Source organism: Fusibacter bizertensis (genome assembly GCF_029914245.1).
GTDB lineage: Bacteria > Bacillota > Clostridia > Peptostreptococcales > Acidaminobacteraceae > Fusibacter_C > Fusibacter_C bizertensis.
Genome location: NZ_JARYZI010000001.1, coordinates 339085 through 355388, shown reverse-complemented (window position 1 = coordinate 355388; position 16304 = coordinate 339085). Strand labels below are relative to the sequence as shown.

The following is a 16304-nucleotide window of genomic DNA, read 5'->3' as shown; positions in this document are numbered from 1 at the left end:
AACACATGAAAAACAATTGGATATTTAAGAGTACAGTATTGTTAATAATTATTGGAAGTACAGCACTAACAGGTTGCTCTTCAAAAGAATCTGTTATGGATGAGACACAAGTTACAACCGTTGAGAGCAGTATTTCAAAAGAGAGCCCAAATACTTTAGAAGCTCAAGCCCAAAAGGAAGGTATCTCAGTTGAAGCGTTACAAGAAACTTTAGATGGTTTAGTCAAAATTGGTGCAGAAAAATATGGTCTTTCTGAAGAAGAATATATTGAATCATTAACTTCAAAAGGCCAAACTGTTTTGAGTGAATGGCAAGTCGCTTCAGAAAATATGGGCCTCAGTATTACCGAACTTTATGCCTATGAAAAACAAAGTCTGGCAAACTTAACAGAAGATCAAAAAGATACATTAAAAGGAATGGGCGAAGCTTTACAAGAGGCTGAGTCGTTAGATTTGGAAAACTATGGTGATAGTGATGGCGATGGTGACAATGGCGCTGCGGCTAATGCTATTTTAGGTATGGAAGGTGGAGATGGTACAGAAACTAAAGTTCTATCACTCAGTGAGGAAGAATTGAAAGAAGCATTAGCTTACAAAACATATAAAGTTACTCAAGATTATCAAGATGATTATTCAATTGTCTATGAATATGTCTCAGATGCAGAATTAGAAGATTTAACAGCTTATTACCGAGAATTGTTATTGGGGACTAAAAATTATGAAAAAATGGGAACACCAGAATCTTTAGTAGTAATGCTTCAAGGTACAATTAATGAAACTGATGTCTATATAGAATTAAGTAGTGAACAAGGTGGCATGCCCACAGTAAGTACTTACCTAGATTTTTCAAGTAGTAATTAGAGGTCGACAATGAAAACACGGAAAAAAACCACACAAATAATAATAATTTCATTTTCGCTAACGGTTTACTTCGTTATGAGTTTTATAGTGCCAACTATAGTGTTTGCAAACACTGCAAAGGACCAACCCTCTGAATGGGCAGCTGGGCTTGTGCAGAAAGCAATTGAAGATCAATTGATTCCTTTGGGTATGCAAAATGATTATACTAAGACTATTACACGTGAAGAATATTGCATTTTAGCAATTCGTTTGATAGAAGCTAAAGTTGGAATGACGATTACTGAATACTTAGATGAAATAGGTGTGAAATTAGCACCAGAAGATACCTTTACAGATTGCAAGACTTTAGAAGTTCTTGCAGCTAGAGCACTGGAAATAGTTAACGGAACATCGAAAACGACATTTGAGCCTAAACTATATTTAAATAGAGAGATGGCTGTCGCTTTTTTAGCTCAAACAGCTGAGGCCTGTGGTCAAAATGTGACTTTTGATACGCATAGCTATGAGGATGTAGCCGAGATAAGCGATTGGGCAAAAGAATATACTGGTTACTTATATGATTTAGGCGTCATTAAAGGAAAAAAGGGTAATCAGTTTGACCCAAAAGGAAATTTTCAAAGGCAACAAGCCTTTATTACAATATATAATATGGGGAGAGTTATAGACCAAATTGACATTGAAAAAATGAAGGTGAAGTTTGCCAATCACCGTGATATTTCTATAGAAGAATTAAGCAGAAGTTTAACGTACAAACCTTATGAAACCCCATACAAAGCAGTCCTTGTTGGAACTCGTATAGTTTCAGAAATGACAACTCCAATCAGATATGAAGTATACTATAAAAATGGTGATATTAAGATAGATAACTTCTATAATGATTTTCTAAGATCAACTTACGTTTTTAATCAACTGTCATATAGAACTTATTCCTTGATGTATATGGGAACACATTATGGTCATGTATCTGAAGATAATCAGTTACCATTAAAGTTTTTAACTCCCGACATGTTTAGAGAAATACAAAGTGATCCGTCAATTCAAGATTTTCAGTGGTATTATGATCAGATAGAAGACGATAGGGTCTTGTACTTAAAAACATTAACAAAAGATGGCATACTAACAGAGCGGTGGTATTCACTTAAGTATTATTTGCCAGTTAAATTCCATCAAGAATGGGAAATTGATAATAATATAATTGAGGTTAATTGGGAATTGCTAGAGATTGACGAATCCATATTTTTAGAAGATTCAATTTTTGAAATTCCAGACATAGAAAGTAGCCTTGAAAATGGTTTGAGTGTTGCAAATATGAATTTTGGTGATTAATAGTAGCGGGTTAAAAGACACATGATTATGTGTCTTTCATTTTATAGTGCATAATTGAATTATTATTTATGTGAATAGAGGAATTAGTGACGTGTTTGTCGAAATATGTGAGAAGTATGAAATTAAAAATAAAAAGTATAAAATTAAAAACACAAACACTCAAATGAAAAGATTTAATGTTGTAAATTAAGGAGACGATGGAAATGAACGATGTTAATCCCTATATAAGTTGTCCGGTACTAGAAACAGAACTGTTTTTATTGCGATTAGTTGAAGAAGAAGATGCTGAAGATTTGTTAGGATGCTATTCAGACAAAGCGTCACTTAAAATTTTTAATAGCGATAACTGTCCAATTGATTTTTATTTTGACACCGAAGCGGAATTACATAAACTGATTAAATTTTGGCTTATGGAATACTCTGAAAGCGGATATGTAAGATTTTCTGTTGTTGATAAAAAGAGTAATAAGGCCGTCGGCACTATTGAGATATTTGCAAAAAAAGAAACTTTTAATACTTATGGAAAAGTTGGTCTTTTTAGATTAGACTTACCAACTGTTTATGAAAAATCAGAATTTTTGAATGATATTCTAAGTGTTGTGTTAGAGTATTTTGGAGAACTATTTAAGATAAATAGTATCATTACAAAAGGGAATAGCTATGCAAAAACAAGAACTGAGACGCTTAAGACTTTAAATTTTCATTATGTTGATGATCGGCAGATTACAATGTATGAAGATTATTATATTAAGATGCTATAGCCATGTAGTAACATAGAGACTAATACCTTTTAAGTAGTTCTAGCATAGTACGGTCAAGTCGATGTCCAGCGTAATCTATTACTAAAAAACATCAAAGGAGGCAACATGAATAGAAAGTCATTTAGTGAAATCAACTTCTTAACCTATCAAATTTCGTACCTAAAAAACGTATTGATAAGGCATATAAAATGGTTCTTTGAACGGAAAATACTAGCCAACAGAATTGAAAAAGAGACATTACCTTTTAAAATTTATGAACACACTTCTTTAATTAGAAGGCGTCTAGGTGATGTCGATATGCAGCTACAGGATAACAAAGCGATTAATTTAAATTTAGTTAGACCTAAAATCGATAGCGTCGTTATCTTGCCTGGTGAAAAGTTTTCATTTTGGTATCTTGTGGGAAAATGCACTCGGTCAAAAGGTTTTAAAGAAGGATTGATCATAAAAAATGGTGAGGCGAACAAAGGGATTGGCGGCGGTATGTGCCAGTTCACAAATCTCATACATTGGCTGGTTTTGCATAGTCCGCTAACCGTTTTGGAGCACCATCATCATAACGGTCTTGACCTGTTCCCTGACTATGGTAGACAAGTACCATTTGGTACGGGAACTTCTATTGCTTATAATTACATAGACTATCAATTTGAAAACAACACGATGCATAGTTTTCAGCTCAAAATCACAATAAATGATGAATACATAAAAGGTGAACTTTACAGTGATTTACCAGTTGAAAACGCATATCATCTTAAAGAAGAAAACTGTTACTACAGCAAGACAAATCAAGACTATTACCGAAATAATGAAGTTTATAGAACAATTATCGATAAAAGGACAGGTAATTTATTGTCAAAAGAACTGATCATAAAGAACCATTCAAAAATTATGTATGATAAAAAATATATTCCTAAAGATTTAATCATGGAAACATTGTAATTAGTAATCTATCTGGGGTAGTAAAGTGATATTTTATCGTAATTAAACTGAGAAAATAGAATAGTAATGTTATAATAAAATGATAGGTTAAAACGTGCTTTCGCCTTCCAGAAAAACTGGTTACATAATAATCATTGAGAAAATCAAATTAGCAGATCGTTAACCAAGGAGACCGCATGAACTCAGAAATCAAAATTTATAAGGCGAGTGAGCAGCACATAGAGGCTTTAGTCAAAATTTGTCTCTCAAATGTTGACTTATATGAGCCTATTATGCCAGGTGCTTTTCAAAAATATGCAGGCAGTATCTCACAAAACGGTATTCCAAAGACATATGATGTTATGATGATAGAGTATAAGTGTGAAGTCGTTGGATTTGTTGGAACGATAGAACTTAAGGATGGCATAGTTTATTTAATGGCATTGTATTTACAAAGGGAATATCAGGGCAAAGGTATTGGTAAAATTGTCATGAACAAGTTAAAAGACTATTTTCAAAAAAAAGGCAATAATGAAATCGTACTATTAGCACACAAAGATGCTAAGTGGGCTATTTCATTCTATGAGATACAGGGATTTAATTTTATTAGTAGATTAGAAATGGTCATAAAAGGCTATGCAAATACTCAGCTTGAGAAGCATTACATTACAAGCACCGTTTTATATAGTCTTATGCTTGGTATAAACTGAAACTATACATAATAAATTATAAATTATCCAGGTGTAGAGCTTAACTTTATTAGATTAACAGGAGGTTGATATGGAAATAAGTTTGAAGTGGGCAATATTAATTGGCATAATGTTCGCGATGTTATGGACAAAGTATTGGCAACTATTTGCAAATAAATTGGGTGAGCTTTTAGGGATTAAGAAGCTGATTGCATTTATTTTTCGGAAATCAAGATAATATATCATTTGAGGTGATGAATGACTATAATTAAAAGTTCATGTCATGTGTTTAGTATGAATAAAAATAACAATCCTGCAGCAACTTGCATTTCAGGTGAAACTGTTATTTTTGAGACACTTGACTGTTTTTGCAACAATTTCACACCAATACATACAGTTTGGGGAAAGGATAACCCTAAGAATAGCAATCCTGCAACTGGTCCCTTATTTATTGAAAATTGTGAAGTGGGAGACACCCTTAAGATAGAGATTCTAGATATTGAACTTGGCGAAATTGGCATAATGGTTACAGGACCAGTCAACCTTGTCTATGAAGATTATTTAGATGAGATTAAGATCCATCGACTAAGTGTTGAAAACGATACAGTCTATGTGAATGATATGTTCAGTTTAAAGGCGCGTCCCATGATCGGTGTGATTGGTGTGGCAACTCAAGAACCTATATCTACTGCATTACTTGGACGTCATGGTGGTAATCTAGATTGCAATGATATCACAAAAGGAACGAATTTATATCTTCCTGTATTTGTAAAGGGAGGCCTTCTATCTATAGGTGATTTACATGCTCTGATGGGTGATGGTGAGATTGGTGAATGTGGGCTTGAAATTGATGGAAGGGTTACAGTAAAAGTTACCGTTATTAAAAATAAGATGTTGACAGGACCCTTGCTAGAAATGGATGACTATATTGAAATCATTGAGTTTGGGAGCACATTAGAAGAAGCTTCAATTAAAGCTTCACAAAGTATGCTTAGGTATATGATAGAAGTACTGAGGTTTGATAAACACGAAGCAGCCCTACTGCTCAATTTATGTGGAAACTTAAAAGTTTGTCAGCAGGTGAATACGATCAAATCAGTTGCGATGAAAATGCCAAAACATTATTTATTGACTAAAAACTGAAAGGTAGAAAAAATATGAAAATATCACGTGAATGTATCCCTTGCCTTGCAAGGCAAGCAGTTGAGATAGCTGAAGAAGCAACAAGTGTTAATGATGAGCAGGAAGAGATAATCAAAAGGTCACTAAAATCATTAAGTGAATTAGATTTTAATGCAACTGCACCAGAAATAGCCTATAAGATGCATCAACACGCAAAACAGATCACTGGAAATAGCGATCCATATGTGAAGTTAAAACAAGAATATAATAAAGTAGCTTTAGAAATCTCAGAAAAAATTAAAAGTGAAAAATGGTTAGATAACGCAACTGACCCATTTGATATGGCTTGTAGACTTGCAATTGCCGGTAACATAATTGATTTTTCAGTTGGACTGGAACTAGAACATTCCGATATTTTGGCATCAGTAGAGAATAGTATGAAAGTTGAAATCTTTGGACCTGGCTCTACTGCTTTAAAGGATGCAGTTGAAAAATCTAACAAAATCATGTATCTCGCAGATAATGCTGGCGAAATAATGTTTGATAAACTGCTTTTGGAATACCTACCTAAAGATAAAGTAACCTTTGTTGTAAAAGGGGGGCCAATTGTAAATGATGCGACCATGGAGGATGTTTATTTTTCAGGCATTCATAAAATTGTTAAAGTTATGGAAAATGGTCACTCTGCTCAGGGGACGATCTTAAGTGCATGTTCAAATGCTTTTTTATCAGAATTTGAAAAGTGTGATCTCATTATAAGCAAAGGACAAGCAAATTTCGAAACTTTAAGTCATCTTAGAAGTAAAAATATCTTTTATCTTTTAAGGGCTAAGTGTAAGTCTGTTGCAGCAGAAATCGGTTGCAAGAGAATGGACTATGTCTTGACTGATTTGGAGGTTTAGTATGGATTTTGAAAGGAAAAGTGTCTTTGTAATTTTGGGCCTGACATTTATGGTTATTTTTTCCCTATTGAATTTCAATCAGCTAAAATATAAGGCGCAAATTAGTCAAGTTCTAAAAGACATTGAAGTTATCACTACTGTTGATTCAGCCAAGTCAATAAGTACTAAGAATAAATATACATATATTACTGAAACCTGATGATAATCAGGTTTTTTTATTGACAACTATTACGTCAGCCGATATACTTATATTACGTTAGCCGATATAACAGCAAACGTAATATATGGAGGTGAGAAGATTGCCTGAAAGCAATGATAGAGGTGCTTTAACTGAAGCGGTATATTATATATTATTATCTCTGTTATCACCATTGCATGGATATGGTATTATGCAAAATGTTAAATCATTAAGTCACGAACGTGTTAACTTAGGTGCAGGAACATTATATGGCGCAATTAATACATTAGTTGAAAAGAATTGGATTGAGCAAGTTTTTAGTGAATCAGATTCAAGGAAAAAAGAATATATAATTACAAAACTTGGTAGGTCCGTGTTGGGCGAAGAGATCAGTAGACTTGAAGAGCTGCTTCAAAATGGTAAAGCACTCTTGGAAAGAGGTGTGAAATGAGACATAAAGTTTGGAAATTATTTTGGGATTATGAGAAAGAGGAAAAATGGCTTAATGAAATGTCCGCTAAAGGGCTTCATATGATTCATTATACTTGGGCACAATATATATTTGAAGAAGATTCACAAAACCGATATCAGTATAGGATTGAACTTCTAAAGGATCGTGTAGTAAATCCAGAAAGTGTTATTTACATCAAGTTTTTAGGCGAAAATGATATCGAACATATAGCATCTTATATGCGCTGGATTTATCTTAGAAAAGATGTGAAAAACGGCGATTTTGATTTATATACAGATAAAGCTTCAAAGATTGCGCATTACAGTAGAGTTTTTAACGTATGGAATACGCTAATGATTGTAGAAGGTATTGCAGGAGGTATTAACCTAGGCATAGGAATTATAAATTTGATCTTAAATGAAAGACTGGGTAACTTTTCTTATGGCAATATCTCTATAGGGATATCTTGCCTAGTGATGAGTGTACTATTTTGGAGATTAGGTAGACCGCTGAAACAAAAGATTGGAAAATTGAAACGAGATCAAATAATTACAGAGTAACGATATTAAACTTAGTAAAATTTGTATGCCAATCTTGTGAACAATAAGATTGGTTTTTTTAATTTGTTTAGTTTTGACTTGTATTCTTAAAATCTGATTAGAAAGACTTAAAAAACTTTATATTTCCTATTGTTTATGATAATTTTAAACTAAAATAGGAGGCGTTATGTCAGAATATATCATTGTTTTATACATAATTATATTATTACCACTTTGGGTTAGTAGAGTCCTTAAACGTATTAAAATCAAAAGAAGCATTGCAGAAAAAGATCAACTGATTTTTGAGCAGCGAAACTTTGATTTTAGTTATAGCTTTCGTTTTTTTGTTTTTGTAATCTTAACTATATTGAGTATTATGAATTTTGTGAGTGACCATAGTTTTCTTTTAGCAGTAATTATCCCAATACTTTTTATATTGTTAAGCATAGTTTTAGGACTTGAGGTTTTAGCAACTTTTAAAGCATATGAGAATAAGCTTGTTTTTCCTGACAGTGTCGTCAAGTGGGAAGACGTAGTTGATTTCACATGGGAGAAAGGCTATAAAAAAACAGTAGCTAGATTGATTTTGGTTGTTAAAACCAATAGTAAATTGCAAATAATCAAAGAAAAGGAACTTCAAATTAATTTAAAACTAGTAAACAAACCGAAAATTGAAACGCTTTTGAGAGCTAAAACTAGCCTTAATGGAGGAAACATCATATGATCATAGAAAAAAATGGAAGGACTTTTAAACTCGTTAAAAAGTTTGAACATGATGAAAATTTAAGAGCGAGTTTTAATGCATTAACGAAAAGTACTTATGGTTTTGATTTTGAAAGCTGGTATCAGAATGGGCACTGGACGGATAAGTACCTACCTTATGCTTTAGCGCATGAAGATCAAATTGTTGCTAATATATCAGTAAATATCATGGATTTTAAAATAAAGGATGAAATTAGTCGTTATATTCAGCTTGGAACCGTCATGACTGATCAAACTTACAGAGGCATGGGACTAAGTCGTTTGTTAATGGACATCATTTTAAAGGAGTGGGAAGATCAGTGCGATTTAATTTATTTATTTGCAAATGATAGTGTACTAGATTTTTACCCTAAGTTTGGGTTTGAAAAAAGAGATGAATACCATTATTATCAACACATAGATATATCTACTCAAAATTTTGATACTGATTTGGTGAGAAAACTAGATTTACAAAATATAAATGACCAAAGTTTACTTTTTAAAATCGTTATGAATAATCAGCTAAAATTGGAATTTATGGAAGTTTCTAATCCATATTTAATAATGTTTTATAGTTTAAATTTTTTGAGTAATTGTTTTTATTATATTGAAGAACTCGATGCCATAATTGTCGCCGAAACACATCTTGATGAGACGCTTATTTATGGTGTGTTTAGTCGTAAAGAGACCCATTCCCACCAGTTGACACAGCTATTTATCAAAGAGAAGACAGACTCGAAAATAATAAAGTTTGATTTTGTTCCTGAAGATACGTCTAAGTATGTTCTCAAGTTGTCTAAAGAAGAGGACTCAACTTTGTTTATAAAAAAGATTCGAAAAGATTTACCGGAGAGAGTAAAGTTTCCAACCTTAACACATGCATAAGCAAAAGCACAGTTGACACTTCTCACAATAAACTTTGTATGGTGCTCCAATATCATTTTTAGTAGAGTTTAATTATAATGAGTTATAAGTAAAAGAAATTGGAGGAAATATGGCAAAGGTATCGTTAAAAGGCATAAGCAAAATTTATGACAATGGATTCCAAGCAGTTAAAAGTATTGATTTGGAGATCAAAGACAAAGAATTTATGGTACTTGTAGGACCATCAGGTTGTGGAAAAACAACTAGTTTAAGAATGATTGCTGGTCTTGAAGAGATTAGCAGTGGAGACTTAACTATTGGTGATCAATATGTTAATAATGTCGCACCAAAAGATAGAAATATTGCAATGGTTTTTCAAAACTATGCGCTTTATCCGCATATGACTGTATATGATAACATGGCATTTGGTTTAAAACTTCAAAAGACTCCAAAAGATGAAATTAAGGAACGTATCGAAAAAACAGCAAGAATACTTGATATTGAACAGCTTTTAACACGTAAGCCTAAACAGCTTTCGGGTGGTCAAAGACAAAGGGTTGCTCTAGGGCGTGCTATTGTTAGAAAACCTGAAGTTTTCCTTATGGATGAGCCGCTTTCAAACCTTGATGCAAAATTAAGGGTACAAATGAGAGCAGAGTTAATTAAACTTCACAACGATCTTCAAACTACATTTGTTTATGTAACTCATGATCAAACTGAAGCTATGACTATGGGAACTAGAATTTGTGTTATGAACGATGGGATTATTCAACAAGTTGCTGAACCAAAAGTTATCTACAATCATCCAGTAAATATGTTTGTTGCTAGCTTTATAGGTGCACCTCAAATGAATTTCCTTAACGGTACAATAGTTGAGAAAAACAACAAAATATTTGCTTCAATTGATGGTACTGAGTTTGAACTAGATGAAGCGATTGTCAAAGCAGTTAAAAACGGCGGCTATGTAGGAAAAGAAGTTGTTGTAGGGGTTAGACCTGAAGACATTAAGATAGTTGGCGAGGGTCAAGGCCTTAAAGTTAAAGTTGAAGTTACTGAGTTACTTGGTAGTGATCTTAACGTTTATTTTAGCTATAAAGGAAGACAATACATTGCCAAAGAAGATGCACATGTTGAACTTGAATTTAATCAAGAGCTACATGTAAGTTTCAACAGTGAAAAAATTCACTTGTTTGATAAGGAAAGTGAAAAATCTATTTTAGCAAGCATTTAAAACTCCTTCATATAAATAATGTGTAAAACCTTGAAAAAGGGCAGTCATTTGATGTCTGTCCTTTTCCCCATCTTATATTGAAGTGAGAAAAAATTCTCCAAGAATACAATGGATATGATAAGATTAAAATAATAACTTTACACTAAATTGCACTATTGGAGAGATAACATTATGAAACCACTATATCAAGAATTAAAATCGATTCTAGATTGTAAGATAGAATTGGTCAAGAAAAAACAGGTGAAACCTAATAAAAATCAAACTTTAATACGCACAGAAAGTGAAAGTGATCTACTTATTCATCGCGCACTTACTGAACTAGAGATAACTTTTGTGCAAAAATGGATTGAAAAGGATTTAAGTCTTGCGCTAGATGCAGAAGTGAATTTATTGCTTGATCCCAATGGTTATAAGGAAAATCTTAAAACTCAAAAGTATCCACTAAATCTATGGCGTATTCAGTATAAAGAAAATCACGAGGATGTTTATGAAATTTTAAATTCCTCATTTGGAACAGACCGAATTGTGGCTATAAGTAAACAAGAAAGTGTAGTCTTTGTAACTAGAAACAGCATTTCGCCCTATGAGTTGTTAGGTATGTTAGAGTCTGAAGCTTTAACGCGTGCAAAGGTTATTATAGGCAATACGGTTACACAACCATCAGAACTACACGGTGCATATCTACAATTAATTGAGTTGACTGAGTTGGCTCAACTTGTCAAACAAAAAGCACAAGTCATCACATATGAAGCGCTTCTTTTTCCTATGCTAGTTAGGCAACTAAAACGTGCTAATTTGGGTCAAGATGTAGAACATGATATGTTTATGCAAGGAATCATGAAACATCATGTGAGACCGGTTGGAGATGCGGAACTCGAACAAACGGCAATATATTTTTTCGATAACAACCTCAATATTACTGAAACTGCAAATGAGTTATTCATTCATAGAAATACGCTTATCTATAGGCTTAATAAACTAGAAAGTATCACGGGCTATGATATCCGTAAATTTAATGATGCGATTAACTATTACTTAAGCTATCTTGGAGATAAGATTAACTAAGTCCCTAAGGGACTTTTTATTTGCTATAAAATTATAGGAGGCAAACATGAGTTTTAAAAAAGATTTCTTATGGGGATCAGCATCAGCCGCATATCAAATTGAAGGTGCATATAACGAAGCGGGTAAAGGCTTGTCAATATGGGATTTGTGGGCGCACATTCCAGGGAAAACATATGAAGGCACCAATGGTGATATTGCTTGTAACCATTATTATAGATTTAAAGAAGATGTGGCTTTGATGAAAGAAATGGGCCTTAAAACATATCGATTTTCAATTTCATGGCCAAGAATTTTGCCAAAAGGTACAGGTATGATTAATCAAGAGGGGATCGACTTTTATAGTGATTTAATTGATGAACTTATAGCAAATGATATTGTACCAATGGTTACGCTTTATCATTGGGATTTACCTCAAGTGCTTCAAGATAAATATAGAGGATGGGAATCTAGAGAAGTAATCGAAGATTTTGTAAATTACAGCAAAGTTTGTTTTGAACATTTTAGCGACCGTGTAAAACACTGGATTGTAATGAATGAACCAAATATATTCACATCTTTGGCATATATGTTAAAAGTACACCCACCAGGCATTCAAGATGAGGCGATATATTTAAATGCGTTTCACCATACCGTGCTTGCACATGCATATACAGTTCTAGCGTATAAAGAAGCTGGATACACTGGAATGATTGGCTCTAGCATCGCATACACGCCTTCTTATGCAGCAACAAATCAACCTGAAGATTTAAAAGCAAAAGAGATGTTTGATGCAACAGGGTCTCTATGGTATTTAGATAGTTATTACAAAGGTGAGTATCCCAAAGAGGCTATTGCATATTATTCAAAAAAAGGTGTAATGCCTGAAGTGAGTAAAATGGATTTAGAGGTGATGAAAAAAGCTGCATCATTATGTGATTTTATCGGTATAAACTACTATCAAACTGCTACGGTTGCAGGCAATCCAGAAGATGGTGTTGGTTTTAGTGGGATGAATACCACTGGTAAAAAAGGAACGCAATCTGAAAGTGGCGTACCCGGACTTTACAAACAGGTTAGAAATAACGATTTAGAATACACTGATTGGGATTGGGCGATAGACCCAGCAGGTTTGAAATATGGATTAGAGATTTTAAAAGAGCGCTATGACTTACCTATCATTATCAGCGAAAACGGTCTTGGTGCATACGATGTAGTTACACCAGAAGGTAAAATTGATGATGATTACAGAATCGATTTTCTTCGTAAACATGTACTCGCATGTGAAGAAGCTGTTGCAAATGGTGTAGATTTACTTGCTTATTGTACTTGGTCTTTTACAGATCTTTTAAGTTGGTTAAATGGTTTCAAAAAAAGATATGGGTTTGTTCATATAGATTTTGAGTCTGGAAATCTGTCTAGAACAAAGAAAAAATCATTTCAGTGGTATCAAAAAGTAATAGAAACTAATGGTAAAGAGGTGTAGGTGAAAGATGAACTATATAGCGATAGATATTGGCGGTTCTGCGATTAAGGCTGCAATTGTAAATTCTGAAGGAATGATTCTTGAGAAAACAAGTACACCGACACCAATGACAAATTATGACGACTTAATCAGTGAGTTAACAACAATTGTGAATTGGGCAATGGCGATTTCACCAATAGACGGCATTGCAATGAGCCAGCCTTGTGTGACAGATGCTAAAACGGGTGAAGCTTTAAGTGAAGGTGCACTTATCTATATCAACGGCACGAATCCATCTAAAGACCTAGGGGAAAAGTATAATTTACCGTATTCAGCAGATAATGATGGCAATTGTGCTGCACTTGCCGAGGTCTGGATTGGCAGAGCAAAAGATGTTAATGATATTGCTTTAGTGGTGTGTGGCTCTGGAATTGGTGGCGCAGTAGTCCTTGATAAAAAAATCTACAGTGGAAATCGAAGGTTTGCTGGTGAGTTCGGCTTTATTATCAATGGATATGAATCGGATGGAACGCCTATAATTTGGAGTGCCAATGGATCTACATTATCTTTAGTTAAAAATTATGCCAGCAAAACAAACAAAGAAGTTAAATCTTTAAATGGAAAGCTTGTATTTGAGCTAGCTGAAAGTGGTGATATAAAGGCACAAGAGAGTATTGATCACTTTTTCAAGATGTTTGCATATGGACTCCATAATATTCAACACGTCTATGATCCAGAGTTGATATTGATTGGTGGTGCTATAAGCAATAGACCTGATTTTGTAAAAAATATTGAACTTGAGTTTGACAAATTATATGAACAATTATTTGGATTCATGTCACGTCCAAATGTAGCTATATGTGCATGTGGCGCGGATGCAAACTTGATAGGAGCAGTTTATCATTTGATTAACAAATATAAATAAATTTTGTGCTTTCTTTAGTTGACTTGATAATTAACAAAGTGATATGATTATGTTGTCGAAAGCGGTTTCGAAACATTAGTCGATGTTATTCAGGAGGGTAGACCTTAATGGTTACAATATACGATATAGCAAATGCTTGTGGATGTTCTAGTTCTACAGTGTCGAAAGCACTAAACAATTATCCTGATGTAAGCGCTAAAACTAAAGAACGCATATTGAAAAAAGCAAAAGAGTTGGGATTTGTCCCAAATTTACAAGCAAGGGCCTTAAGTACAAACAAAACTTGGAATATAGGTGTTTTGTTTGAAGATAAAAGTCATAGTGGATTGACACATTACTTTTTTTCACAGGTATTACAAGGTGTTAAAGAGCAAGCAGAAGAAAAAGGATATGATATAACCTTTATTTCAAAGAATTTAGGTGATGATGAAATGTCATATCTTGAACACTGTAATAGACGAAAGATTGATGGTGTGGTCATCGCTTGTATTGAGTTTGAAGAGGAACAAGTTCAAGAGCTTATGGCAAGTGACCTTTCAGTTGTTGCAATTGATTATTTGTCTAATAATATCAGTTCAATTATGTCTGATAATTACAAAGGATTATATCAGATGACTAAATACCTCATCTCTCTTGGTCATCGAGACATTATGTACGTTTATGGTCATGAAGTTTTTGTTACTCAAGAGCGTATAAGGGGTTTCAAAAAAGCACTAGATGAAGAGGGTATAACTTTCTATGAAGATATGTTGGTTGAATCGAAATATGGAGAAAAAAATGATAACGTCGATGCAGTAGAGATCATATTAAAACGTAAATATGTTCCAACTGCGATAATTTTTCCAGATGATTACTCTGCAATATGGGGGATTAACGCCCTTAGATCACATGGTATCAAAGTGCCTGAAGATATCTCTGTAGCTGGTTTTGATGGTGTTGAGATTGGTGAAATGGTTTACCCTAGATTAACTACGATCAAACAAAATACGTCAAGATTGGGGAAAGAAGCATCACTTAAATGTATACAGATGTTAGAGGCTAAAACCAACGATAATTCAGTAATCACTATAGGTGTTGAGCTCATTGAAGGTGGAACTTGTAAGCAACCTAGGAACAAAGCAGAAGATCATAAATTAATCGAACGCATCAAAAAAACAAAGAGTAACTTGTAAGACGATATAGTTATATATTAACAAAAGCAGCCATATGATAGTTTATATGGCTGCTTTTTTTTAAGTCGAAGTGTTTGATGTGTTTGCATTTATATCGATTAAGGTTGAAATTGGTTACTTACAAGATAGAAAAATCAAAAGAAGTACTATGTTTGTAAGGGGACTCAGGTGTAACATACGTAATCGAATCAAGTCTGTTGCTAAGAATGTTTGGTAAGTCTTGCGTTTCGAAACAAATACCAGAATATTGAGTGAGTTTTTTTCCAGAACCACTTTGTGCTGTATGAAGAAAATTACCACTGTATATGATCACGTATGGTTGCGTCGTAGATACTTTCATTATACGACCAGATATTGGCTCTTTTAGAACCGCAATTTTGTTTTCATCGCCACACTTAAAAGGATGGTCTATTCCAGATGCTTTTTTTATATCTGGCGTATCACTGGTGACGACATCATATAATCGCTTTTCGGTTATAAAGTCTGTAGAAGATTTATCCAATTCTACTAACTCCACAGGAAGACTTTCATCATCTAATCTTGCTAGATGTGTACAGTTCAGTTTTAAAGTGTGATTTAAAATAGTGCTGTTATAATCGCCGGAGAGGTTAAAATAACTGTGATTTGTTAAAGACAAATATGTTTTATGATCGCTGGTTGCATAATAGTCTATATTGAGTTTTTCATCAGAAACTGAATATGTGATTTTGTATGATAGTTTACAGTAAGCACTTTGAACTTTATAAGATAGAACTAATTGGTCAATCGTATGTGATTCAACGCTCCAAAGTACATTATGAAGTCCATCTTTACAAGAATGTAGACTATTTGGATGACAACTTATATCTAATTTCTGGACTTCTTGATCTATTGACAGAATACCGTCTTTAGTTCTTCCGGCAACTGGTCCAACAAAGCAACCTAAGAATAAGGGATTGGCTTTATAATCCTCAAAATCATCGTAACTCAAAACGACATTTTTACGGTTCCCATGTTTATCTTGCGCCATTATTTTTGTGATTATTCCGCCTAAATTTAGAACTTCAACACTAAAACCACTTTTACTTTTTAATATAAATTTCTCGACTTTTGTCATTTTAACTACTCCTTATCAACTAC

The 16304-nt window shown here is 33.5% G+C and carries 19 protein-coding genes; 18 read left to right on the top strand and 1 reads right to left on the bottom strand.

The window, feature by feature from the left end; translation table 11 throughout:
- The first annotated feature begins 5 nt into the window (after positions 1-5).
- From QE109_RS01695 to QE109_RS01610, 18 genes are all read left to right on the top strand, one after another.
- Complete coding sequence (locus tag QE109_RS01695; RefSeq protein ID WP_281092637.1) at positions 6-860, top strand: hypothetical protein; 855 nt, start codon at positions 6-8, stop codon at positions 858-860.
- 9 nt (positions 861-869) lie between these two features.
- Complete coding sequence (locus QE109_RS01690; RefSeq protein ID WP_281092636.1) at positions 870-2186, top strand: S-layer homology domain-containing protein; 1317 nt, start codon at positions 870-872, stop codon at positions 2184-2186.
- Positions 2187-2389: 203 nt separating this feature from the next.
- Positions 2390-2947, top strand: a complete 558-nt coding sequence (locus QE109_RS01685; RefSeq protein WP_281092635.1) for a GNAT family N-acetyltransferase — start codon at positions 2390-2392, stop codon at positions 2945-2947.
- A gap of 105 nt (positions 2948-3052) precedes the next feature.
- Entirely contained in the window at positions 3053-3886 is an 834-nt protein-coding gene (locus tag QE109_RS01680; RefSeq protein ID WP_281092634.1) for a VanW family protein, read from the top strand.
- A gap of 176 nt (positions 3887-4062) precedes the next feature.
- Entirely contained in the window at positions 4063-4575 is a 513-nt protein-coding gene (locus QE109_RS01675) for a GNAT family N-acetyltransferase (protein WP_281092633.1), read from the top strand.
- A gap of 70 nt (positions 4576-4645) precedes the next feature.
- Entirely contained in the window at positions 4646-4792 is a 147-nt protein-coding gene (locus QE109_RS01670) for a hypothetical protein (protein ID WP_281092632.1), read from the top strand.
- Positions 4793-4812: 20 nt separating this feature from the next.
- Positions 4813-5697, top strand: a complete 885-nt coding sequence (locus QE109_RS01665) for an acetamidase/formamidase family protein (RefSeq protein ID WP_281092631.1) — start codon at positions 4813-4815, stop codon at positions 5695-5697.
- Positions 5698-5711: 14 nt separating this feature from the next.
- The gene (locus tag QE109_RS01660; protein ID WP_281092630.1) at positions 5712-6578 is read left to right on the top strand and encodes a damage-control phosphatase ARMT1 family protein; all 867 of its coding nucleotides are present in this window, start codon (positions 5712-5714) and stop codon (positions 6576-6578) included.
- Between the two features lies 1 nt (position 6579).
- Positions 6580-6777 (top strand): hypothetical protein, encoded by a 198-nt coding sequence (locus QE109_RS01655; protein WP_281092629.1) that lies wholly within the window; start codon positions 6580-6582, stop codon positions 6775-6777.
- A gap of 100 nt (positions 6778-6877) precedes the next feature.
- Positions 6878-7207, top strand: coding sequence for a PadR family transcriptional regulator (locus tag QE109_RS01650; RefSeq protein ID WP_281092628.1), 330 nt, complete (start codon positions 6878-6880; stop codon positions 7205-7207).
- Complete coding sequence (locus QE109_RS01645; RefSeq protein WP_281092627.1) at positions 7204-7767, top strand: DUF2812 domain-containing protein; 564 nt, start codon at positions 7204-7206, stop codon at positions 7765-7767. Before QE109_RS01650 ends, QE109_RS01645 begins: the two co-directional genes overlap by 4 nt.
- Positions 7768-7933: 166 nt before the next feature.
- Complete coding sequence (locus QE109_RS01640) at positions 7934-8470, top strand: hypothetical protein (RefSeq protein ID WP_281092626.1); 537 nt, start codon at positions 7934-7936, stop codon at positions 8468-8470.
- On the top strand, positions 8467-9372 hold the full coding sequence (locus tag QE109_RS01635) for a GNAT family N-acetyltransferase (protein WP_281092625.1): 906 nt from the start codon (positions 8467-8469) through the stop codon (positions 9370-9372). The genes QE109_RS01640 and QE109_RS01635 overlap by 4 nt, the downstream gene beginning before the upstream one ends.
- A 109-nt stretch (positions 9373-9481) precedes the next feature.
- Positions 9482-10582: an ABC transporter ATP-binding protein gene (locus tag QE109_RS01630; RefSeq protein ID WP_281092624.1), complete on the top strand. Its 1101-nt coding sequence runs from the start codon at positions 9482-9484 to the stop codon at positions 10580-10582.
- Between the two features lie 171 nt (positions 10583-10753).
- A complete protein-coding gene (locus QE109_RS01625) occupies positions 10754-11647 on the top strand; it encodes a PucR family transcriptional regulator (protein ID WP_281092623.1) in 894 nt (297 codons plus the stop codon).
- 46 nt (positions 11648-11693) lie between these two features.
- The gene (locus tag QE109_RS01620; protein ID WP_281092622.1) at positions 11694-13109 is read left to right on the top strand and encodes a glycoside hydrolase family 1 protein; all 1416 of its coding nucleotides are present in this window, start codon (positions 11694-11696) and stop codon (positions 13107-13109) included.
- A 7-nt stretch (positions 13110-13116) separates the two neighbouring features.
- Positions 13117-14013, top strand: coding sequence for an ROK family protein (locus QE109_RS01615; RefSeq protein ID WP_281092620.1), 897 nt, complete (start codon positions 13117-13119; stop codon positions 14011-14013).
- 107 nt (positions 14014-14120) lie between these two features.
- Positions 14121-15185: a LacI family DNA-binding transcriptional regulator gene (locus QE109_RS01610; protein WP_281092619.1), complete on the top strand. Its 1065-nt coding sequence runs from the start codon at positions 14121-14123 to the stop codon at positions 15183-15185.
- Between the two features lie 118 nt (positions 15186-15303).
- Here QE109_RS01610 and QE109_RS01605 read toward each other — a convergent pair whose 3' ends face one another.
- Positions 15304-16281 (bottom strand): aldose epimerase family protein, encoded by a 978-nt coding sequence (locus QE109_RS01605; RefSeq protein WP_281092618.1) that lies wholly within the window; start codon positions 16279-16281, stop codon positions 15304-15306.
- Positions 16282-16304: the final 23 nt, after the last annotated feature.

Bases quoted from the DNA above. Each gene is read 5' to 3' on its own strand.
- QE109_RS01695 (WP_281092637.1), top strand. From the start codon at position 6: ATGAAAAACAATTGGATATTTAAGAGTACAGTATTGTTAATAATTATT.
- QE109_RS01690 (WP_281092636.1), top strand. From the start codon at position 870: ATGAAAACACGGAAAAAAACCACACAAATAATAATAATTTCATTTTCG.
- QE109_RS01685 (WP_281092635.1), top strand. From the start codon at position 2,390: ATGAACGATGTTAATCCCTATATAAGTTGTCCGGTACTAGAAACAGAA.
- QE109_RS01680 (WP_281092634.1), top strand. From the start codon at position 3,053: ATGAATAGAAAGTCATTTAGTGAAATCAACTTCTTAACCTATCAAATT.
- QE109_RS01675 (WP_281092633.1), top strand. From the start codon at position 4,063: ATGAACTCAGAAATCAAAATTTATAAGGCGAGTGAGCAGCACATAGAG.
- QE109_RS01670 (WP_281092632.1), top strand. From the start codon at position 4,646: ATGGAAATAAGTTTGAAGTGGGCAATATTAATTGGCATAATGTTCGCG.
- QE109_RS01665 (WP_281092631.1), top strand. From the start codon at position 4,813: ATGACTATAATTAAAAGTTCATGTCATGTGTTTAGTATGAATAAAAAT.
- QE109_RS01660 (WP_281092630.1), top strand. From the start codon at position 5,712: ATGAAAATATCACGTGAATGTATCCCTTGCCTTGCAAGGCAAGCAGTT.
- QE109_RS01655 (WP_281092629.1), top strand. From the start codon at position 6,580: ATGGATTTTGAAAGGAAAAGTGTCTTTGTAATTTTGGGCCTGACATTT.
- QE109_RS01645 (WP_281092627.1), top strand. From the start codon at position 7,204: ATGAGACATAAAGTTTGGAAATTATTTTGGGATTATGAGAAAGAGGAA.
- QE109_RS01640 (WP_281092626.1), top strand. From the start codon at position 7,934: ATGTCAGAATATATCATTGTTTTATACATAATTATATTATTACCACTT.
- QE109_RS01635 (WP_281092625.1), top strand. From the start codon at position 8,467: ATGATCATAGAAAAAAATGGAAGGACTTTTAAACTCGTTAAAAAGTTT.
- QE109_RS01630 (WP_281092624.1), top strand. From the start codon at position 9,482: ATGGCAAAGGTATCGTTAAAAGGCATAAGCAAAATTTATGACAATGGA.
- QE109_RS01625 (WP_281092623.1), top strand. From the start codon at position 10,754: ATGAAACCACTATATCAAGAATTAAAATCGATTCTAGATTGTAAGATA.
- QE109_RS01620 (WP_281092622.1), top strand. From the start codon at position 11,694: ATGAGTTTTAAAAAAGATTTCTTATGGGGATCAGCATCAGCCGCATAT.
- QE109_RS01615 (WP_281092620.1), top strand. From the start codon at position 13,117: ATGAACTATATAGCGATAGATATTGGCGGTTCTGCGATTAAGGCTGCA.
- QE109_RS01610 (WP_281092619.1), top strand. From the start codon at position 14,121: ATGGTTACAATATACGATATAGCAAATGCTTGTGGATGTTCTAGTTCT.
- QE109_RS01605 (WP_281092618.1), bottom strand. From the start codon at position 16,281: ATGACAAAAGTCGAGAAATTTATATTAAAAAGTAAAAGTGGTTTTAGT.